The organism is Actinomyces sp. S4-C9, assembly GCF_000758775.1.
GTDB classification, from domain to species: Bacteria; Actinomycetota; Actinomycetes; order Actinomycetales; family Actinomycetaceae; genus Gleimia; species Gleimia europaea.
The window spans coordinates 1-19,919 of sequence record NZ_JRMU01000007.1; the positions used below are offsets into that span (position 1 = coordinate 1).

The 19,919-nt window shown below is 55.3% G+C and carries 19 protein-coding genes; 8 read left to right on the forward strand and 11 right to left on the reverse strand.

Annotated elements, in window-relative coordinates:
- Both HMPREF1628_RS03505 and HMPREF1628_RS03510 read left to right on the forward strand, forming a co-directional pair.
- A partial coding sequence (locus HMPREF1628_RS03505) for an amino acid ABC transporter permease (protein WP_034507957.1) occupies window positions 1–908 on the forward strand: 908 nt, incomplete at its 5' end.
- Window positions 905–1,678: an amino acid ABC transporter ATP-binding protein gene (locus tag HMPREF1628_RS03510; protein WP_034507959.1), complete on the forward strand. Its 774-nt coding sequence runs from the start codon at window positions 905–907 to the stop codon at window positions 1,676–1,678. The genes HMPREF1628_RS03505 and HMPREF1628_RS03510, both read left to right, overlap by 4 nt.
- Window positions 1,679–1,739: 61 nt before the next feature.
- On the opposite strand, the gene HMPREF1628_RS03515 is transcribed toward HMPREF1628_RS03510, so the two are convergent.
- The 5 genes from HMPREF1628_RS03515 to glgA form a co-directional block, all read right to left on the reverse strand.
- Complete coding sequence (locus HMPREF1628_RS03515) at window positions 1,740–2,453, reverse strand: histidine phosphatase family protein (RefSeq protein ID WP_052038837.1); 714 nt, start codon at window positions 2,451–2,453, stop codon at window positions 1,740–1,742.
- A gap of 32 nt (window positions 2,454–2,485) precedes the next feature.
- The gene (locus HMPREF1628_RS03520) at window positions 2,486–3,352 is read right to left on the reverse strand and encodes an SPFH domain-containing protein (protein ID WP_034507961.1); all 867 of its coding nucleotides are present in this window, start codon (window positions 3,350–3,352) and stop codon (window positions 2,486–2,488) included.
- Window positions 3,353–3,369: 17 nt separating this feature from the next.
- The gene (locus HMPREF1628_RS03525) at window positions 3,370–3,795 is read right to left on the reverse strand and encodes an NfeD family protein (RefSeq protein ID WP_034507963.1); all 426 of its coding nucleotides are present in this window, start codon (window positions 3,793–3,795) and stop codon (window positions 3,370–3,372) included.
- Between the two features lie 17 nt (window positions 3,796–3,812).
- The gene (locus tag HMPREF1628_RS03530) at window positions 3,813–4,613 is read right to left on the reverse strand and encodes an ABC transporter ATP-binding protein (RefSeq protein WP_034508164.1); all 801 of its coding nucleotides are present in this window, start codon (window positions 4,611–4,613) and stop codon (window positions 3,813–3,815) included.
- A 90-nt stretch (window positions 4,614–4,703) separates the two neighbouring features.
- On the reverse strand, window positions 4,704–5,930 hold the full coding sequence (gene glgA, locus HMPREF1628_RS03535; protein ID WP_034508167.1) for a glycogen synthase: 1,227 nt from the start codon (window positions 5,928–5,930) through the stop codon (window positions 4,704–4,706).
- A 108-nt stretch (window positions 5,931–6,038) separates the two neighbouring features.
- Between glgA and glgC the strand changes: the two genes are divergently transcribed.
- The gene (glgC, locus tag HMPREF1628_RS03540) at window positions 6,039–7,277 is read left to right on the forward strand and encodes a glucose-1-phosphate adenylyltransferase (RefSeq protein WP_034507965.1); all 1,239 of its coding nucleotides are present in this window, start codon (window positions 6,039–6,041) and stop codon (window positions 7,275–7,277) included.
- Window positions 7,278–7,390: 113 nt separating this feature from the next.
- Here glgC and HMPREF1628_RS03545 read toward each other — a convergent pair whose 3' ends face one another.
- Window positions 7,391–7,774 carry a DUF3040 domain-containing protein gene (locus HMPREF1628_RS03545; RefSeq protein WP_034507967.1) on the reverse strand — a complete coding sequence of 128 codons (384 nt, stop codon included), beginning with the start codon at window positions 7,772–7,774 and terminating at the stop codon, window positions 7,391–7,393.
- Between the two features lie 104 nt (window positions 7,775–7,878).
- On the reverse strand, window positions 7,879–9,132 hold the full coding sequence (dinB, locus tag HMPREF1628_RS03550) for a DNA polymerase IV (RefSeq protein ID WP_034507969.1): 1,254 nt from the start codon (window positions 9,130–9,132) through the stop codon (window positions 7,879–7,881).
- Window positions 9,133–9,165: 33 nt separating this feature from the next.
- Between dinB and HMPREF1628_RS03555 the strand changes: the two genes are divergently transcribed.
- The gene (locus tag HMPREF1628_RS03555; protein ID WP_052038838.1) at window positions 9,166–10,014 is read left to right on the forward strand and encodes a spermidine synthase; all 849 of its coding nucleotides are present in this window, start codon (window positions 9,166–9,168) and stop codon (window positions 10,012–10,014) included.
- 67 nt (window positions 10,015–10,081) lie between these two features.
- On the opposite strand, the gene HMPREF1628_RS03560 is transcribed toward HMPREF1628_RS03555, so the two are convergent.
- On the reverse strand, window positions 10,082–11,113 hold the full coding sequence (locus tag HMPREF1628_RS03560; protein ID WP_052038839.1) for a PAC2 family protein: 1,032 nt from the start codon (window positions 11,111–11,113) through the stop codon (window positions 10,082–10,084).
- Window positions 11,114–11,351: 238 nt separating this feature from the next.
- Between HMPREF1628_RS03560 and HMPREF1628_RS03565 the strand changes: the two genes are divergently transcribed.
- The 3 genes from HMPREF1628_RS03565 to HMPREF1628_RS03575 all read left to right on the forward strand — a co-directional run bounded on the left by HMPREF1628_RS03565 (window position 11,352) and on the right by HMPREF1628_RS03575 (window position 16,854).
- Window positions 11,352–13,544, forward strand: coding sequence for a HelD family protein (locus HMPREF1628_RS03565; RefSeq protein ID WP_052038851.1), 2,193 nt, complete (start codon window positions 11,352–11,354; stop codon window positions 13,542–13,544).
- 56 nt (window positions 13,545–13,600) lie between these two features.
- Window positions 13,601–14,839 (forward strand): phosphoglycerate dehydrogenase, encoded by a 1,239-nt coding sequence (serA, locus tag HMPREF1628_RS03570; RefSeq protein ID WP_034507971.1) that lies wholly within the window; start codon window positions 13,601–13,603, stop codon window positions 14,837–14,839.
- 125 nt (window positions 14,840–14,964) lie between these two features.
- Window positions 14,965–16,854, forward strand: coding sequence for an AMP-binding protein (locus HMPREF1628_RS03575; RefSeq protein WP_034507973.1), 1,890 nt, complete (start codon window positions 14,965–14,967; stop codon window positions 16,852–16,854).
- Window positions 16,855–16,941: 87 nt separating this feature from the next.
- Here the strand turns inward: HMPREF1628_RS03575 and nrdR are convergent, their stop codons facing one another.
- Window positions 16,942–17,391 carry a transcriptional regulator NrdR gene (gene nrdR, locus HMPREF1628_RS03580; protein WP_034507975.1) on the reverse strand — a complete coding sequence of 150 codons (450 nt, stop codon included), beginning with the start codon at window positions 17,389–17,391 and terminating at the stop codon, window positions 16,942–16,944.
- A 110-nt stretch (window positions 17,392–17,501) separates the two neighbouring features.
- On the reverse strand, window positions 17,502–17,966 hold the full coding sequence (locus tag HMPREF1628_RS03585) for a lytic transglycosylase (protein ID WP_158237779.1): 465 nt from the start codon (window positions 17,964–17,966) through the stop codon (window positions 17,502–17,504).
- A 172-nt stretch (window positions 17,967–18,138) separates the two neighbouring features.
- Here HMPREF1628_RS03585 and lexA point away from each other — a divergent pair, with 172 nt between their 5' ends.
- Window positions 18,139–18,819: a transcriptional repressor LexA gene (lexA, locus tag HMPREF1628_RS03590; protein WP_034507980.1), complete on the forward strand. Its 681-nt coding sequence runs from the start codon at window positions 18,139–18,141 to the stop codon at window positions 18,817–18,819.
- Between the two features lie 89 nt (window positions 18,820–18,908).
- On the opposite strand, the gene HMPREF1628_RS03595 is transcribed toward lexA, so the two are convergent.
- Window positions 18,909–19,898 carry an L-lactate dehydrogenase gene (locus tag HMPREF1628_RS03595; RefSeq protein WP_034507982.1) on the reverse strand — a complete coding sequence of 330 codons (990 nt, stop codon included), beginning with the start codon at window positions 19,896–19,898 and terminating at the stop codon, window positions 18,909–18,911.
- Between the last annotated feature and the right edge of the window lie 21 nt (window positions 19,899–19,919).

Below are 19,919 nucleotides of genomic sequence, written 5' to 3' on the forward strand. Positions count from 1 at the left end.
GGCCGGTACCCCGGCCGGGGCGCTGGCTATCCGCAGCAGTAGTAGCCATCCTCGCCGCAATGGCGATCAACTCCCTGGTTACAAATCCTAACTTCCAGTGGCCCGTTGTTGGACAATGGCTCTTTTCTAACACGATCATGACGGGCGTGTTCTACACGCTGATCCTCACCATTATTTCCATGACGGTTGGCACCATTCTGGCGATCACCATGGCAATCATGCGCCAATCACCAAACCCCATCCTGCGTTACGTCGCGTGGTTCTACATCTGGTTCTTCCGTGGCACCCCGATCTACACGCAGCTGATCTTCTGGTCGCTACTTCCCACGCTCTACCCGCGCCTATCACTTGGTATTCCTTTTGGCCCGGAGTTTGTTTCTTTCGAAACCGCAACCGTGTTTACCGCGTTCTGGATGGCGATTGTAGGCCTGTCCCTAAACGAGGGCGCTTACCTGGCAGAAATCATCCGCTCCGGTCTTAATGCTGTGGACAAAGGACAGTGGGAGGCAGCTACCGCGCTCGGCATGAAACGCGGCCAAATTCTGCGCCGCATCATTTTGCCCCAAACCATGCGGGTAATCATTCCGCCGATTGGCAATGAGACGATCTCCATGCTGAAAACCACCTCTTTGGTGGCGGCTATCCCGTTCACGCTCGAACTTACCTGGGCAGCGCGTGACAAGGGCATCCAGCTGTTCGCCCCCGTTCCACTGCTCGTAGCAGCCGCCATCTGGTACCTGTTCATCACCTCCGTCCTCATGATCGGACAGATGTATCTGGAGCGCTACTTCGGTAGGGGCTTCGACGAGCAAGCGGGCAAGAATGCAAAAAGGAAGCCAACCAAGCAAGATCTCATTGGCAGTGCACAAACCACGCAGAACAACCCATTTATGGACGTGACACCATGACAGCAATGATTGAGATCAAAGACGTACACAAGTTTTTTGGCGACCTCCACGTGCTCAAAGGTGTCGACATGACCGTGGACAAAGGCGAAGTGTGTGTGCTTCTCGGCCCCTCCGGGTCCGGTAAATCGACTCTTCTTCGCTGTATCAATGGGCTGGAGAAGATCTCCGCTGGCCGCGTCTACCTCGAAGGCGAACTCATGGGCATGCGCGAGGTTGAGCGCCGCGGCAAAATCGAGCTCCACGAGCTACGCGACAAGCAGGTGACCGCGCAACGCTCACGCATTGGCATGGTTTTCCAACGCTTCAACCTGTTCCCGCACATGACGGCCCTCGAAAACGTCATGGAAGGCCCCGTGCAAGTTCAGCGCGTACCAAAAGAGCAGGCAAAAGCTGAAGCTTTGGAGCTCCTTACGCGCGTTGGGCTGGCCGACCGGACGGACCACTACCCTGCCGAGCTCTCCGGAGGACAACAACAACGCGTAGCCATTGCTCGCGCTCTGGCAATGAAACCTGAGCTCATGCTGTTCGATGAGCCCACTTCCGCCCTCGACCCCGAACTTGTGGGCGAAGTTTTGGAAGTTATGAAAGACCTCGCAAAAGACGGCATGACGATGGTGGTTGTCACCCACGAAATTGGCTTCGCCAAAGAGGTGGCGGACCACCTCGTGTTCATGGATGACGGCAAGATCGTCGAAGAAGGCGATGCTCGCACCATCATCGAAAACCCGCAGCACCCCAGGGCGCAAGAGTTCTTTGGCAAAGTCCTCTAAGATCCTCGATCTGATACAACAAAACCCGGTGGCTTTTCTACGCGCCACCGGGTTTTGTTGTTTAGTTAGATCGCAACCCTGATTCCTTTGGGACCACCGGGCCACCGGTCAACTCATAGGAATCCAACGGCCTATCCGACCAGGTCACTGCCTGCCATGAGGCTCTATCTTGCATCCAGTTTTGGTCCGTGCCCTTCCATTCCAACACGGTGGTTGCAGCGTTTTCCATAGGATAGCGGGCCACCAGCTCGCGGTTATAGTCCCCCGACAGCGTTGCAGAGATCACGCGAATAATAGCCCCGTGAGCTACTAAAACCACTGTTGCCTCGGGCCCGAACTCCTCACGAGCCAAGCTCAGCGCCTCGGTGATTACCGAACCGAAGCGCGCCCGCGTCTGCCAGCCGTCCTCGCCGCCTGGCATTTGCCAGTCAAGGTCTCCATCGATCCACGCGAGTACCGCACTCAAATAGGTGCGAATATCTTCGCCCTTTGTAGACATCTCGATGTCGCCAGCAATCACCTCTCGGATACCCTCACGTACCAACGGTGTCAGCCCGTACTTTTTTGCCAGCGGAGCTGCTGTTTGCAAAGTCCGGTTCAGCGGCGAAACGTAAATCACCGACGGTTTTGACCCCACGAGTTGCTCAAAATTATCCGCCAGCTCCTCAGCTTGTGCCGCGCCCACCTCATCGAGATCAGCACCGGGCATCGCGGTATCTAGAGCATGCGAAATATTGGAAGGAGTCTGGCCATGACGAACCAAAACGAGACGCAATTATCCTCCTAGAGATAACCTTCTTCTGAAAACTAGCTTTCTTTACCAGTGAAACCAGTAGAGATTGCGCTGAGCGCTGCAGTCAGCTCGGTGGGCACAACCCACACCTTCGAGCCCTCGCCCTTCGAAAGCTCTGGAAGCATCTCCAAATACTTGTATGCGAGCAACTTCGGATCAGCATCACCGCGGTGAATAGCTTCAAACACCTGCTGGATGGCGCGGGCCTCACCCTCAGCTTCAAGCACTCGAGCCTGCGCGAAACCCTCCGCACGAAGGATCTCAGACTGCTTTTCACCCTCGGCTTTCAAAATCTGCGACTGGCGTACACCCTCCGCAGTCAAAATAGCGGCACGCTTATCACGCTCCGCGCGAAGCTGCTGCTCCATTGCCTGCTGAATCGAGGGTGGCGGATCAATCGCTTTCAGTTCAACGCGATTAACTCGAATACCCCACTTACCGGTGGCCTCATCCAACACACCGCGCAAGCGCGAGTTAATGTCATCGCGGGAAGTTAGCGTCTGTTCGAGGTCCAGCGATCCAATCACGTTACGAAGCGTTGTAACCGTGAGCTGTTCGATTGCTGAAATATAGTTCGCAATCTCATACGTTGCACTACGCGGATCGGTCACCTGGTAATAGATGACAGAGTCAATCGAAACAACCACGTTATCCGCTGTGATCACCGGCTGCGGCGGAAACGAGGTTACCTGCTCGCGCAAATCAACCTGCGAGGCGACACGATCGATGAACGGAACAATGAGATGCAAACCTGCGTACATTTCCGTGTGGAAACGACCGAGGCGCTCAACTACAAGTGCGCGCGACTGCGGGACAACGCGGATTGCCCGCACGACAATCACGACCACCAGCAGTAGCAAAACTATAGCTGCATAAGGCATGGGTGCCTCCTAAAAGATCAGGATTTCAAATCTACAACGGCAGTAGCCCCATCGATCTCAGTGACGATGACGCTCGTACCAACGGGAATCTCCCCAACATTCGTGCGCGCCGACCAGATTTCACCGTCCAGGCGGATCCTGCCATCGTGCTGATCAACAGGCTCCAGCACTGTAGCGGTTTGTCCCACCAGAGCGCGAACATTGGTTTGAATATTTGGAGTGTGACGTTCCATGAACGACTTGGCCCACGGCCGCACCAACAGTAGGAGTAGGACGGCCACCACGCTAAACGCGACCAGCTGCACCACCAGATCAAAACCGGCGTAGGAAATCAAGCCCGCAGCAACAGCTGCAAACGCAAGATTTATGAAAATAAAATCGACGGTTAGAACTTCGACCACGCCAAGACCAAGCGCGATAACAAGCCACCAAGCAAGGGTCATATGCAATCCTTAGCTATCTAGTAATCTGCCCTAGCACTCCACCGACCATCAGTAGAAGAGACTTTTAGCGGCAATCCGAACGCCGAGGACACAACGTCATCAACAAGGACCTCTTCAATCGGCCCAGCCGCAACAATCGAACCTGCGTTCATTAGCGCTGCGTGGGTGAAGCACCGCGGAATCTCTTCAACGTGATGGGTTACCAAGATCATGGCGGGAGCATTCTTATCTTTACCGATCTCCTCCAACGCCATCATCAGCAATTCACGAGCGCCAAGATCTAAGCCCGCCGTTGGCTCGTCAAGAATAAGAACCTCCGGATCTGCCATCAACGCACGGCAAATCAATACGCGCTGGCGCTCCCCCTCGGAAAGAGTACTAAAGCGCCTCTCTGCCAGATAGCCCACTCCCATGATGTGAAGCAGATCCGAAGCGCGGCTCAGATCCTGTTCCTCGTACTCTTCTCGACCACGGAAAATCTTGCCGTAAAGCGCGGAAAGCAACAGGTCTATAACTGCGAGCTTGCTACCCACAAGGTGTTCTTCCCCCGAGCTTGCCATCCCCACGATCGTACGAAGATCCTTCAGATCCACGCCGCCAAGCCGGTAGTCAAGCACCTTCGCAGTGTGCTCCGAATCTGGCGAAATGGAAGGGAATACCCGACCGGTAAGTAGATTCACAAGCGTCGTTTTGCCAGCGCCGTTAGGGCCTAAAATCACCCAGTTTTCACCGGCATTAACCGTCCACGTGACATCTTTCAAAATCGGATTGTTATCGCGACGCACTTCGACATTATGCAAATCTACAACGTGTTCCATGTAATAAATCTTACCTTGCAACGGTTCTGCGCGCGGCACGAGATTGCCCGGACCGATACAGCGTTCGGTCCGGGCAAAAGGGCTTAGAAGCTAGCCTTGCAAAATCTTCTTGTACAACTCAACGGTGCGCTCACCGATGGTTGTCCAGGCGAACTGTTCCTCTGCCCTGCGCCTACCGGCCTGCCCCATTTTTGCGGCCAGCTCCGGGTTTTCCAATAGCTTCGTTAGCCGCTCAGCCAGATCAGCGTGGAATTGCTTCGGATTGAGCGGGGTTCCCGTACCGTCCTGCTTTTGCTCTATTGGCACGAGGTATCCCGTCTCACCATCAACAATCACGTCTGGAATGCCTCCGGTAGCGGTACCCACCACGGGGAGGTTCACAGCCATGGCCTCCAGGTTCACAATGCCAAGCGGCTCATAAATCGAGGGAGTCACAAAAACTGTTGCGGCATCGAGAATCGCTACGAGTTCAGCACGCGGGAGCATATCCGTAATGAAGAATACTCGATCGCGCTCTGCCCGTAGTTCATCTACCAAACCGGTGACCTCATCCATAAGTTCCGGAGTGTCAGGCGCTCCAGCGCAAAGCACAATCTGTGCATCCTTAGGAATGTCGCGTAGTGCACGAAGCAGGTGCGGAAGACCCTTCTGCCTCGTAATACGGCCCACGAATACCACGGTAGGAATTGACGGATCAATGCCCAGGCGCTCAAGCGTCTGGCGAGCCGCCTCCTTTTCTTCATCCGTCTTCGGTTTTGCCCACTCGTCCAAATCAATACCGTTGTGAATTACGTGCACGCGATCGGGATCAATGTTCGGGTAAGACCTCAAAATATCTGCTCGCATACCGTTCGAAACAGCAATGATGCCATCGGCAGCCTCATACGCGGTCTTTTCTGCCCAGGACGACAGGTTGTATCCACCGCCAAGTTGCTCTGCTTTCCACGGACGGAGCGGCTCAAGCGAGTGCGCTGAGATCACGTGCGGGACTTCGTGCAAGAGTTTGCCGAGGTGACCGCCAAGATTGGCATACCACGTATGCGAATGCACCAGATCAGTACCCTCCACACCGCTGGCCATTTGCAGGTCTACGCCAAACGTTCGAAGCGCGCTGTTCGCGCCCTCTAACTCAGGAAGGTAGCTGTAACCGGTAACGCCATCCTCACCACCAGGCTCGCCGGGAGTGCGCGGGCCGTCAAACGTGTGGACACGCAAATCCACCATCGGCCTTAGCACTCGAGCTAGCTCATTCACGTGCACACCAGCACCACCGTAAATATTTGGCGGATACTCGCGGGTAAGCAAATCAACGCGCATATTAACCATCCCTTAGATTTAACGAAACGAGTGAACAATATTCGCTATCCCCACAATATCGAAGCGAATGTGCTGACGAGAGCGGTTCGTCACGGATACCCTTAAGACATGGCTAAACACGTACTTGCAATTGTTCTTGCTGGCGGCGCAGGCAGCAGACTTCGCCCCCTCACCGACGACCGCGCAAAGCCGGCCGTACCTTTTGGCGGACATTTCCGCCTCATTGACTTCGCACTGTCAAATATTGTGAACTCCGGTTACTTGCGGATCGTGGTTCTAACTCAGTACAAGTCTCACTCCTTGGACCGTCACATAACCAAAACGTGGCGCATGTCCACTCTTCTTGGCAACTACGTGGCACCCGTCCCCGCCCAACAGCGACGTGGCGAGCACTGGTACCAGGGATCGGCTGACGCCATCTACCAGTCCCTCAACACCATCGAGGATGAACGCCCCGACTATGTGGTAATCGTTGGTGCGGACAACATTTACCGCATGGACTTCTCGCAGATGGTGGATCACCATATTGCGTCTGGCCTTCCGTGCACCGTTGCAGGTATTCGCCAGCCGCTCGAGCTCTCCCCCTCTTTCGGCGTAATCAAATCCGAAAATGGTCGCGTAACCGAGTTCTTGGAAAAGCCTGAGACTACCGAGGGCCTACCGGATGACCCGAACAGTTTCCTGGCCTCCATGGGCAACTACGTGTTCACCACCGAAGCGCTGGTGAAAGCCTTGCGCGAGGATGCGCAGAACCCCGACTCCAACCATGATATGGGCGGTGACCTCGTCCCCTGGTTCGTGAAGAACGGCGGTTGCGGCGTTTATGACTTCATCGACAACGTGGTTCCCGGATCCACTGAACGTGACTGTGACTACTGGCGAGACGTTGGTACTCTCGACGCGTTCTATGACGCGAACATGGATCTGATTTCGGTTCACCCGATATTCAACCTCTACAACCTCGAGTGGCCAACCCTGACGCAAATCCAGGGACACCTTCCCCCGGCCAAGTTTGTGTATTCCGAAACAAGCCGCCTCGGACACGCCCTCGACTCGTTCATTTCCCCGGGCGTAATCATCTCCGGTGGCGAGATTATTCACTCAATTCTCTCCCCCGGCGTATACGTACACTCTTGGGCCAGAATCCTGGACTCCGTGGTGATGGATGGATGTCGCATCGGCCGCAACGCTATCGTTTCGAAAGCCATCTTGGATAAGAACGTGATCGTCGAAGATGGAGCCGAAGTGGGCGTCGACCTGGACTATGACCGCGAGCGCGGCCTAACAGTTACAGAGTCTGGTATCACCGTGGTGCCTAAGGGCTATGTGATCAAGAAGAAGGCGTGAGCGTAAAAGTGGTGGAGAGCGAAATGCTCTCCACCACTTTTATGTCTTGATATGCGGGCCACCTATGAGGGTCCAGCCGCTGCTATGTGGATCGTCCTATCAGATAGGCCCGGCTACTTTTTGCGCTGATCCCACTTTTCTTGCTGGCGATCCATAAAATTGGATTTTGACTTCACTGCTTCGCCCGGTGATGCGCCACCTGCTTCAGTGGGAATCGCGATCATGAGTACGCCGAAAAGCATCAGGGTAAAGCCAACTACGCCAAGCAAAACGGCTAGCCACGTGGGACCAACCGAGATGCCTACCAACGGAAGGATCAATCCAACCATGGCTAAAACTATGCCCGTAGCAACTCGGCGAGGAGAATACGTTTTACGTACTCGAATAGCCTTAGGCGCTGACTGCGAAGACATGGTCGATGCGAGATCTGGATCTTGGATGCGAAGCTCGCGTTCCATTTGCTCGAGGATCTGACGTTCCTGGTCTGAAAGTGCCATTTTTCACCTCCGTGTCATCGCTAAAACGATCAGCTCTGATTGTCTAGTCCAATACTAAAGTGTGACCGCGGCATTTACTAACTGAAGTTGCGGGCAACGATTATTCACGGTTCGGTTTTAGTGCCGCCAGTATCATCTCCGCGAGGTCGTTTTTCAATCAAAGTGGCGGGGCGCAACGCATCGATTCCAAACTTCTCCTTAACCGCATCCATGGTTCGCTCCGCTGTTCTGGCCTTGCCATCATCGTCTAGTGTGACCGCGACTCCCTGCGCCCTCTCCTGCAGGTTTTCGGTACGCACTCCGATCAGGCGCACACCTCCATTTGGTACTCCATATGCGCGAAACAGATTGCGCGCCGCCCTCGCTATGTCCATGCCTACATCTGTTGGACTCGATAAAGTTTGTGACCTCGTGGCCGTGTGAAAGTCAGCTGCGCGCACCTTGATAGCCACAGTCCGCGCAACCATTTTGGCTGCGCGCAAACGCCTCGCATTGTCGTGAGATTGTTCGAGGAGAACCTGCTCTAAGATCTCAGGATCTGAAATATCTTCCCCAAAGGTGGTTTCTGTACCTATCGACTTTTCTGGGCGGTGCACGTGCACCTTGCGCGGGTCGATCCCCCACGCGAGGTCATGTAGCCGCCTCGATGAAGCTACGCCGAGAAGCTTATCCAAACGCGTGAGGGAATAATTCGCAAGGTCAGCCACCGTGTCTATGCCGTTTAGGGAAAGCACCTGCTGAGTTCGCCCTCCCACACCCCACAGGGCGCCAACTGGTAGCTCGTGCAAGAAGTCAACCGTTCGATCTTGCGGAATGAGCAAAACACCATCGGGCTTAGCATGACTCGACGCAATTTTTGCAACCGACTTGATATTGGAAATACCTACGGAAGCTACCAGACCGATCTCGCCTCGAACGCGCTCGCGAATCAGCTCCGCGATCATTGTTGGTCTTCCTAACCGGCGAACCGACCCGGAGACATCAAGAAACGCCTCGTCAATACTAATCTGCTCCACAGCCGGAGTGACGGAACGCAAAATCTTCATAACCCGAGCCGAATACTGCGAATACACTTCCCTGCGGCCGGGCACCACAACCGCCCCGGGAGCCCGGCGACGCGCCTGCGCCATCGGCATTCCCGCATGTACCCCAAGAGCTCGCACATCATACGTTGCGGAGGTAACGACGCCTCGATTACCCCGACCTCCGACAATGAGTGGCTTGCCCCGCAAGGCGGGATCTTCCAATACCTCCACCAGTGCGAAAAAGGAATCCATGTCAACGTGCAAAATATTGCAACCAGTATCATCACTACCCCAGTCCCGCTTCGCAGCGGCGGAACGTGGCGCCTTCGACATGGCCCTCCCTCAAAATGTTGTAACGTCTACAGCATGGCGAAAAAACGCGGCGTCCAAAACCATGAGGCCGAAAAGCTCACTCTCAAGAATGGACTAACTTTCGAGGCTGGCGGAACCGAAGTTGAAATCGTTGTCGACCAACAACTCGCAACCGTCTACCTGGACACCTACGAATCTTCTTCTATCAACCTACTCGATCCAACACTGCTTGAGTTCGAATACATGCAGCAAATGACCGCGGCCATCGACGCATTTATGCCCGGCCGCCCTCTCGAAGCCCTCCATCTGGGAGGCGCCGCATGCGCCCTTCCACTCGCATGGCATCACCTGCGACCCGGATCAAAACAAACCGTGGTGGAACTAAACGGGCAGCTCTCTACCGCTATGCGTGAGCTTTTTGACCTTCCGCGCGCCCCGCACCTCAAAATTCGCGAGGGTGAAGCCTTCCAAGAAGTTCAAACCATGCGCCCCGAACGCTTCGACGTCCTCGTGCGCGACGTTTTCACCGGCGCGCAAACCCCCACGCCTTTACGCACGCTTGAGTTCTACCAAAAAGCCCACGAGGTACTTCGGCCCGGCGGACTCCTTCTTGTCAACTGCGTGCACGGGGGCGGTGGAGATGATGCGCGCAACGACCTTTCCGCAGCGCTCGCAGTTTTCAGCCACGTCTCTACCATCACCGAAGGGCGCATCTTCACCGGAGGCAGGCGTGGAAACGTGGTCATCGTTGCCTACAAACCCGCGGATCCGGACGAGGACGTCGCCTTGAAGTGGAGCGAACTACAGCGCCTCATCCGCCGCCTCCCCCTCACCCCGCGTTTCTTCAGCAAGAAAGACAGCGCGCACTGGGCCCGCAACGCGCCAATACTAAAGTTGCGGTAGGGCCCAGCCCTACCGCAACTATCAAAATAAACATCGCGTTTCGCACGCAGGCTACAGGCCGCGAGAACTACGCTTCTTTCTCCCACGGTTTCGGGGCGCGATGCCGCGGCTTTGGAGCCGACGTATCTTCCTCTACCTGCACGGGCGCATCAATATTCTCGGTGCGCGCCAAAAACTGTTCGATAGTGGCCGCCAATGCATCTGCATCTACAACCTGGTCAGAATCCGTGACCGACTCGCCAGAGCCAAACACAAAGTCAGACGGCGTAGGGAAACTGCCGATCTTCTTCACCGAGTCGTCAATCTCCTCGTCATATTGTTGCTCTAGCTGACCTACCAAGCCAACTACTTCCTCGCTTTCTACTACGAGATTAGCGAGCTGGTCATTCACGACCTGGGTACTAGCTTCAATATTGCCGGTAGGCAGCGTGAGACCAAACACTGACGACATGCGTTCAAGCAAAGCAAGGGAAGCCTGCGGGTACTCCATGTTCGCCATGTAGTAAGGCACAGCTGCGAGGAACGACACGCCCTCGATCCCCTCTTGAGACAAAGAATGCTGCAAGAACGTGTTTATCGACGACCGGAACTGCATCGGTCCGCCCGCAAGCTTTGGCTGTCCTCCAACCAAATCAGCATCCGTAGACTGCAGGTGCACCATAGTTGGGCGGGTGTGTGGCACCGCCGCCGGCATGCCTGTTAGCGAAACCAAAATCTCCACCCCGGCCTCGCGCGCAAACTCTGCGACCTCACCCGCAAACGCCTGCCACTTCGTGTCAGGCTCCGGCCCGTGCAGCAGCAAAATGGGCGTTCCCTTGTCATCTTGCACAAGGTCAATGGCGATCTGGGGCACGTCGACAGCGCTAACATGCCAATTGTCTATAGTCACCGTCGGACGGGTAGAGCGGTAATCCAGCAAGCTGTCCGCATCAAACGTAGCAACGCGCGTAACCGGCAAAGACGCAAGCATCTGAGAAACCACCAGACCGCCGGCATCCCCAGCATCCGTTGAGCCAACAAGGTGGCTGAGCAAAATCGGAGCATGGAAATTCACATCCGGCTCAAAATTCAGCAACTCAAAATCCCTATTACCCAACATTGCCCTCCTTCCTTCTTGACGACCCTAGACCTAAGCCTAGCAACTGCCACCAAAAATCGTTTCCACAAACTACTAACGCGTTTGGCCCGCGAATATTCCCCGATAACTGACACACAAGTTTAGCTAAACGCGTAAATGACGAAGCCCACGCCTCAACAGAGGGAATTAAGTCGAAAATAGCTCCAAATTGAGTGATAATTATCTAACGCCCAAATCAGCACCAGGTAAGGACATCGCGTTGCAATCTGATGCCTTGAACGAGGAACTTCGCAAAGAACAAGACTTCGTAGACACCGCCTACGAAGTTCTCGACGAACTGCGCAAACGCTACCGCGAACACCAGCGCACTGCAGAAGCCTCAAAATGGCGTAACACGCCACAAGCCCTTACCGAACGCGACGCATTTGCCGCGCACTGGGGAGACGAAGCCAGCCGCCTCGAATCCATCGTAGACGGACTCGTTTTTGGACGCATCGACAACACCGATGATTCCACTCACTACATTGGACGCATCGGGCTACGTGACCAGGGCGGGGACCAAATTCTTATCGACTGGCGTGCCCCAGCCTCGCGTCCCTTCTATCAAGCCACCGGCGCTAACCCGCAGGGCGTGGTACGGCGCCGCCACATCCGCACCCGTGGCCGCGCCGTGATAGGCGTTGAAGATGAACTGTTAAACACAGATTCCAAACCCGATGGCAAGCTAGTTTTTCAAGGCGAAGGCGCCCTCATGCAAGCGCTATCTGAAGCGCGAGATGGACAAATGTCCGACATTGTATCCACCATTCAGGCCGAGCAAGACGCCATCATTAGGCGAGGATCAGACGGCCTGCTCGTGATCCAAGGCGGCCCGGGCACGGGCAAAACCGCCGTCGCACTACACCGCGCCGCCTACCTGCTCTACGCTGAGCGCGCCCGTCTAGAAAGCTCCGGCGTGCTCATCGTAGGCCCCTCCAACATTTTCTTGCGCTACATAGACCAGGTACTGCCCTCTCTTGGTGAAAATGGCGTTGTGTCCACCACTATCGGACGTCTCCTGCCCGGTTATTCCGCGATCGCCCAAGATTCCTCCCAAGCGCGTGAGATCAAGGGACGCATGGCGTGGGTGGACATCGCAAAACGCGCGGTGCGCAGCTTCGAGCGCGTCCCCAACGACACTCCGCTTAGCATTGCTTCCTACCGCGTGACCCTGCGATCCGAAACTGTTAAAGCCGCCCGTGCATCTGCCCGCCGATCAGGTAAACCGCACAACGAGGCGTGGGAGGGCTTTGCACTCGAACTGATGGATGATCTTGCCCGCCAGATGAACGAGCAGGTGGGTGCGAGCGAGCACCTCTCGTGGTATCACGACTACATTCGCGGATCCAAGGAAGCGCGCCGCGCAATCAACCTTGCCTGGCTCCCCGTCTCCGCCCTTCAAGTGTTAGAAAAGCTGTACGCGAACGAAACATTCCTTGAACAAATGGCACCGGAGCTGACCGAAAGTGAGCGAGCTACGATTCGTCGCCTTCGAGGATCAGCGCTAACCGAAAGCGACATTCCCATCCTCGACGAGCTAGAAGAATTGCTTGGAGCACTACCGTCAGCCTCCGCGAGCGCGAACGCCCGCGAACAGGCACGCAAGCGAGAAATCGATGCGGCCGGTGAAGCCATCGCCGCCATGGGACTTGGCCACGGGATGGTGTCTGCCTCCATGCTTGCCGAACGTGCAGCCGGCGAAGGCTCCGACCTTACGCTCAGCCAACGCGCCCTACGTGACCGCACGTGGGCCTATGGCCACGTGATCGTCGATGAAGCCCAAGAGTTAAGCCCGCTAGCGTGGAACTCACTCCTGCGTCGCTGTCCTTCACGTTCTTTTACCGTGACCGGAGACCTCGACCAGCGATCCTCCATCGACCGCGCAAAGTCTTGGAGCGACGTCCTTGGCCCCGCCATGCGTGCATACCAGGGCGAAGAGATCCTCACGGTGTCTTACCGCACTCCGGCCGCAATCCTCGACCGCGCCAATGCGTTAATGGATGAGCTTGGCACGCCTGCGCACTATCCCCTCGTGGCTGCAAGAGACGTGGTTGACGCGTACGCGAAAACAACGACCGGTGGTAGCGTCCAAGAACTCCAAGCCGTTGTCAAGGCCGAGGACGCGATGCTTAGCAAACGGGTAGGCGCAGGAAACGGTCGGATTGCAGTCATTGCCTCCCCTACCAGTATTCGCCATCTGCGCGAAGCCTGTGGATGGGGTTCGAGCCTGGATGAGCGCATCTGCCTAATCACCCCGGTTGAGTCCAAAGGCCTGGAGTTCGACACCGTGATCCTGTGGGAACCAAACGAGATCATCGCTGATTCCCTCGGAGACATCTATGTGGCCCTCACGCGCCCAACCTACCGGTTGCACGCAGTCTCATCCTTGCCACTTCCAAATGCACTCGTATAACGTCCATCTTTCGGCACTTTCTGTCAACCGGTTTCTTAAAGTGTCAAGATAGGAACATGAGACGCGCACTTCTACTTGAAAACCCCCATGCGGTGGCCAAAGAAATTCTTGCGGCCCACGACATTGAAGCTGTTTTCCACACCGGAGCCATGGATGAGGACGAACTCGCATCCGCACTCAAAGACTTCGAAATCCTGGGCATCCGTTCCAAAACCAACGTCACTGAAAAGGTGCTGAAAGCAAACCCGCAGCTGTGCACAATCGGCGCATTTTGCATCGGCACTAACCAAATAGATGTCAAGCAAGCGTCTGCACAGGGCGTCACCATTTTCAACGCGCCCTATTCAAACACGCGGTCAGTAGTTGAACTAGCCATCGCGGAAATCATTGCCCTCACGCGCCGACTAACCGTTCGCAACTCTCTGCTTCACAAGGGAGTTTGGGATAAGTCAGCCACGGGATCCCACGAGATTCGCGGCCGCACGCTCGGCATTATTGGCTACGGAAACATCGGCACGCAGCTTTCGGTACTTGCTGAGGCTCTGGGCATGAAAGTCATTTTCTACGACATCGCAGAAAGGCTTGCCCTTGGCAACGCCCAACCTATGGCGACTATGGAAGCGGTGCTTCGCGAAGCCGATATCGTCTCGCTGCACGTGGATGGTTCGCCGCAAAACACCGCTATGCTTGGCAAACGCGAATTCGACATGATGAAGCCAGGATCCCTGTTCATCAACCTGTCGCGCGGATTCGTATCCGATATTGACGACCTTGTAGAGGCCCTGGAAAGCGGCCATCTTGCCGGAGCCGCAGTGGATGTCTTCCCGGCTGAGCCCAAAAAGAACGGTGACCCATTCTCAAGCCCGCTTGTAGGCATGGATAACGTTATCCTCACGCCGCACGTAGGCGGATCTACAGAAGAGGCACAGCTAGACATTGGCCGCTTTGTTGCCAACAAGATCGTGGACTACGTGAGGTCTGCATCCACCGACATGTCGGTAAACATGCCGAACCTCGTCCTGTCTCCATCGCAGTCCTCCCGCTACCGTGTTGCACTCATTCACCGCAATACGCCGGGCGTGCTTGCCCTGGTGAACCAAACATTTGCCGAGCACGGCGCAAACATCAACGGTCAGATTCTTGGCACCAACGCAGGCATCGGTTACGCGATTACCGACATTTCTTCCGAACTTCCAATCGAAGCTGTTCGGTCTATCGATGAAATGGACGACACGATCCGCATGCGCGTGTTGCGTAGACCAACGCAAGATGTAGCCCCTGCGGCAAACGCTTAGAAGACAAACCAGTGGGGCGGGATTATTCTCCCGCTCCGCTGTTCTTTTGCTCGTTTCATCTCAAGCTCAACCCAAAGTTACGGTAACGTAAGTAGAGACAGTGTTGGCAAGGAAGTTGAGCAATAATGAATCTGACTGAACAGCTACGTAAACGGTATCCGGCAGGCGTCGCCTACACCGTACCCGAAGCGACCCAAACTTTGCCCGAGGTATTGTTTGCCACGGCCGAGCGATACCCGAACCGGATTGCCCTCGACTTCCTCGGCGCCACAATGACCTATGCTCAATTGGCTCGTAAAGTGCGCCAGGCCGCACGGGTATTCACCCGTAGCGGGGTGAGGCGCAACGACCGTGTAGGCATCACCCTTCCAAACTGCCCGCAGCATGTCATAGCAGTATTTGGCGCCCTCACCATTGGCGCGATCGTTGTGGAGACCAACCCGCTTGCCCCCAAAGCGGAGCTATCTAGCCAACTTCGCGACGCCGGTTGCGACGTGTTGGTGATTTGGGAAAACTCTCTCAAGTCAATCGACATAGAAAGTGTTGCTCCCCACCACGTATTTACCGTCAACCTAACCAAAGCACTGCCTTTTGGGCCGCGCATGCTAATCAACATGCCGATCGCCGCCGCCAAGCGTAAGAAAGCGCAAATGAGTGCTAAAACCCCAAGCTGGACCAAAGATTTCGACGCTACTGTTAACAATGTTGTTCCGCTCCGTTCAGCTCCTGCAGCTCAGATCGACGACGTCGCTGTCCTCATGCACACAGGAGGCACAACGGGCGTACCGAAAGCCTCAATGCTCACGGAGCGCTCGATCGTTTCCAACATGATGCAATCACGAGCCTGGGTCACCCCTCTACACGACGGCTCCGAAGTTTTCTACGTTATTCTCCCCCTATTCCACGCCTACGGATTCACCATTGCGATGTGCTCGGGAATACTACTCGGCGCGACCCTTGCACTTTTTCCCAAATTTGACGTGGACATGGTTTTAGACGCCCAAAAGCGCCTTCCTTGTACGTTCTTCGTTGGCGTTGCACCCATGTTTTCAAGGCTTCTTGCCAAAGCAGAACAAACTAATGCTGACCTAACCTCCATCCAATTCACGCTCTCTGGAGCCATGCCCTTATCGAAGGAACTTGCAGCGCAGTGGGAGCAGGCCACCGGTGGCTACATGATTGAAGGCTACGGTATGACCGAATCATCACCCGTAGCCGTAGGCTCCCCACTCTCTTCAGCGCGTCGTCCCGGCACGCTCGGCCTGCCTTTCCCCTCGACGCAGGTGCGAATCGCAGACCAAGACAATCTCGACGTCGACGTTGCTGAAGGCGAAATTGGCGAGCTGCTCATCCGCGGACCGCAAGTGTTCAAAGGCTATTGGAACAACCCAGAAGAAACCGAAACTGCTTTCCATAACGGTTGGCTACGCACCGGGGACCTGGTCCGCGTTGAAGACGGCTTCATTGTCATGTCCGATCGCAAAAAAGAACTCATTATTTCCGGCGGCTTCAACGTATTCCCATCCCAAGTAGAAGATGCGGTGCGGGGAATGCCAGGCGTTGATGACGTTGCCGTTGTGGGATTGCCAGAAGCTCAACGCGGCGAGGAAGTAGTTGCCGCGCTCATTCTTGAAGCCGGCGCCACCGTCACGCTCGACGACGTGCGCAAATGGGCAGAAAAATCACTAGCGCACTACGCGCTCCCCCGTCGCATCGTAGTAATGAGCGAGCTACCCCGCTCGCAAATCGGCAAGGTCATGCGTCGCAAAGTTCGCGAATACCTTGAAGAAGCAGGCGAAAAACTCGACTTTCCCAGCCAGGATCTAGTTGGACAACTACGGGAGGGCGCCGCCGTTGCCTCAACGGAGCTGAAGGCCCTCTCAGAACGTTTGGAGTCCCAAACTAAAGAAGCCGCGGATCGCCTGCGTGAACGCGTTGAGAACCTGACTTCTCCATCCACCGATGAGCCTAAAGCAAAAACAGAGGGCGAAACTAAGGAAACTAAGCGAGACTAATACAGTTGTTGCTGGCGGCCTAGGACTCCAGCAACATGAAGAAGCAGCAAGTATCAGATCCGTTTACCTAAGATGACGGCGTAATCCCTACTTACCCTCAGCGCGAAGAGAATCAATAGCTTCCTGGAAGTCATCTAGGGACTGATACCCCGAGTAAACCGACGCGAAACGCAGGTAGGCAACAACATCGAGCTCCCGTAAGAACGGCAGGATTGCTTTGCCAATCTCCGATGCTTTAACCGTGGCTCGACCCGATTCGCGAAGCTGCTCCTCAACCCTTTGTGCAAGAAGAGCAAGTGCGTCACTATCTACCGGGCGCCCCTGGCAAGCCTTACGAACCCCAACGATAACCTTCTCTCTAGAAAAAGGCTCAACTACGCCAGACCGCTTTTCCACCAGAAAGCTGGATGTTTCAAGAGTTGAGAATCTGTGTTTACACTGCTGGCATTCCCGGCGCCTACGGATCGAAGCACCGTCCTCTGAGACGCGAGTATCAACCACTCGAGTGTCGTCATGGTGACACAGCGGGCAGTGCATAGGCGTGTTCCTATCAGCTAGACCAGTAGAACTACTTGCCCCTGATCATATAACACGCAAGTGTAAACGCTCAGCCGCTCATCTTTGGAGACGCACCACCCCGCGCGCCATCATTTGGTTGGTACGGTTAGCATCTGCCCTGGAACTACCACATTTGTCTCAAGACCGTTCAACATGCGAATGTCGGTGACCACATCTTCAACTGAGCGATCGGAAATGCCCAGCCCGCCCGCAATAGACCAAAGCGAATCACCCTGCTGAACCGCAGCGACCCGAGTGTCTGCAGGATCAACCGACGGTTGAAACAGGACCCCAACACCCGCACCTATTCCTGCGAGCAACGTAGCTACAGCAAAATACGCTGCTGCCTTAATGACACCCACCGAACGAGTATCCGCTAGACCCGTGGCGCTTGCCTTGGGGGATCGCATTGCCCCGGGCCTAGCGGAAGATTCAACACCACTATCAAAAGACTGGACAGATTCTTGAGGAAGATCTGGCACAACGTATAGGTGAGGCCGCTTTGGGGCCTCAGTACCGAGAATCGGCTCGGGCTGGATCTGCAATGCGCTCATGTCACTAACCTTCCATTCGAACATCTGTTCGTCGAACACTTGTACGATACCGCAAAACAAGAGCGATGTCGAGACGCGCTCGAACATATGTTTCAAAATCGTTATTTTTTGTTTAAACTGTCTACAAGTATTCGAACAGGTGGCACGGACATTTATTTTGAACAGGAGAACCATGACTAGCGAGAACACCCGCAAATCAAGGGCTATTACGGATCGTCAGCGTCAGGTTCTTGAGGTGCTAAAAGAGTCCATAGCTACGCGAGGCTACCCGCCTTCGGTACGCGAAATTGCTGAACTGGTTGGCCTATCGGCCCCCTCATCTGCAAAGCACCAGCTAGACGCACTTGAAAAGCTCGGATTCATTCGCCGCACCCCCGGACTGCCTCGTGCGATCGAAATCATCACCGACGAAGACGACGACGCTACGCCGACGAATGCGGACACATTGTTCATCCCGATTTCCGAATCAACCGATGGCGACACTACAACCGCTCCCCTGGTTGGACGCATCGCAGCAGGCGCCCCAATCACCGCCGAACAGAGCGTGGACGACATCTTCACTCTGCCGGAACGACTAACCGGACGCGGTGAACTTTTTGCCCTTGAGGTATCCGGCGACTCGATGGTAGAGGCCGCTATTTGTGACGGTGACTTCGTGGTGGTGCGCAGGCAGCCTTCGGCGGAAGATGGCGAAATCGTTGCGGCGATGATCGACGGTGAGGCCACCGTTAAAGTGCTGTCTCACGACAAATCTAATGTTTGGCTGCTACCTCGAAATAAAGACTTTGATCCGATCCCGGGCAACAGCGCCACAATCCTGGGCAAGGTAGTAACGGTTATTCGCGCCATCTAGCGAACAAGTACGGAGTACGAAAAGTGGGCGGATCATTTAGATCCGCCCACTTTCATTCGTTATCGCCGCACATGCAACGCAACATCAAGCTATAGTCCCAAGCTCTTGGCTACCGAACGAAGCTGCTCTGCAGACGCTGTCAGCCCGTCACGCTCCCGAAGTGTTAGCGGCGGCTCAAGCACGCGGCCAGCACCATTGCGATCAACCAGCGTTGGGGCGGCCATCACAACATCAGAGATACCGTGCCAATCCTCAAGTAGTGAACAGATCGTCAAAACCCGGTTCTCATCACGCAAGAACGCAGTAGCAATATTCGAAGCAGCAAGACCAATCGCGTAGTTTGTTGCGCCCTTACCCTCGATAATGCGGTACGCGGAGTTAACGACCTCATGGGCGATCTCGTCGCGCAGATCAGCATCAAACAGGCTACCGTCCACGGTTGGCCCCCAATGACGAAGAGGTACGTTGCCGATCTCTGCAGAGGACCACAGAGCGACCTCAGAATCGCCGTGCTCACCAGCAACATAAGCGTGGATATTCTTAATGGCCACGCCCGTGCGCCTAGACACCAAGTAGCGAAGCCTGGAAGTATCAAGCACTGTACCCGAACCGAACACACGATTGCGCGGCAGACCAGAAATCTTCAAAGCCGCGTAAGTCACGATATCCACCGGATTGGTGATGTACATGTGGTACGCATCCGGGGCGGCCTCAAGGATTTGCGGAACGATTGTGTGCATGAGGTTAACCGTGGACTCAGCCAAATCAATCCTGGTTTGGCCCTGCTTCTGTTTTGCCCCGGCAGTTACGATGACGAGGTCAGAGCCGCGAATGATCTCAATATCATTCGAGCCCTCAACCGATCCGGCAGGCGTGAACTGAATACCATGCGCAATGTCCAGCGCCTCGGCTTCCGCCCTCGCCTTATCAATGTCATACAGGACGATATCGCGCGCATCGCCACGCATCGCACAAGCGTACGCAACCGCGGTACCCACCGCGCCGGCACCAATAATCGCGATCTTCGAAGGACGCCCGCCACCTGAAGTGGGGTAAAGGGATTCAACCGCTGCGTTCAAGGTAGTACCTTCCTTTAAAGC

Bases quoted from the DNA above. Each gene is read 5' to 3' on its own strand.
- HMPREF1628_RS03510 (WP_034507959.1), top strand. From the start codon at position 905: ATGACAGCAATGATTGAGATCAAAGACGTACACAAGTTTTTTGGCGAC.
- HMPREF1628_RS03520 (WP_034507961.1), bottom strand. From the start codon at position 3,352: ATGCCTTATGCAGCTATAGTTTTGCTACTGCTGGTGGTCGTGATTGTC.
- HMPREF1628_RS03525 (WP_034507963.1), bottom strand. From the start codon at position 3,795: ATGACCCTTGCTTGGTGGCTTGTTATCGCGCTTGGTCTTGGCGTGGTC.
- HMPREF1628_RS03530 (WP_034508164.1), bottom strand. From the start codon at position 4,613: ATGGAACACGTTGTAGATTTGCATAATGTCGAAGTGCGTCGCGATAAC.
- glgA (WP_034508167.1), bottom strand. From the start codon at position 5,930: ATGCGCGTTGATTTGCTTACCCGCGAGTATCCGCCAAATATTTACGGT.
- glgC (WP_034507965.1), top strand. From the start codon at position 6,039: ATGGCTAAACACGTACTTGCAATTGTTCTTGCTGGCGGCGCAGGCAGC.
- HMPREF1628_RS03545 (WP_034507967.1), bottom strand. From the start codon at position 7,774: ATGGCACTTTCAGACCAGGAACGTCAGATCCTCGAGCAAATGGAACGC.
- dinB (WP_034507969.1), bottom strand. From the start codon at position 9,132: ATGTCGAAGGCGCCACGTTCCGCCGCTGCGAAGCGGGACTGGGGTAGT.
- HMPREF1628_RS03555 (WP_052038838.1), top strand. From the start codon at position 9,166: ATGGCGAAAAAACGCGGCGTCCAAAACCATGAGGCCGAAAAGCTCACT.
- HMPREF1628_RS03560 (WP_052038839.1), bottom strand. From the start codon at position 11,113: ATGTTGGGTAATAGGGATTTTGAGTTGCTGAATTTTGAGCCGGATGTG.
- serA (WP_034507971.1), top strand. From the start codon at position 13,601: ATGAGACGCGCACTTCTACTTGAAAACCCCCATGCGGTGGCCAAAGAA.
- HMPREF1628_RS03575 (WP_034507973.1), top strand. From the start codon at position 14,965: ATGAATCTGACTGAACAGCTACGTAAACGGTATCCGGCAGGCGTCGCC.
- nrdR (WP_034507975.1), bottom strand. From the start codon at position 17,391: ATGCACTGCCCGCTGTGTCACCATGACGACACTCGAGTGGTTGATACT.
- HMPREF1628_RS03585 (WP_158237779.1), bottom strand. From the start codon at position 17,966: ATGAGCGCATTGCAGATCCAGCCCGAGCCGATTCTCGGTACTGAGGCC.
- lexA (WP_034507980.1), top strand. From the start codon at position 18,139: ATGACTAGCGAGAACACCCGCAAATCAAGGGCTATTACGGATCGTCAG.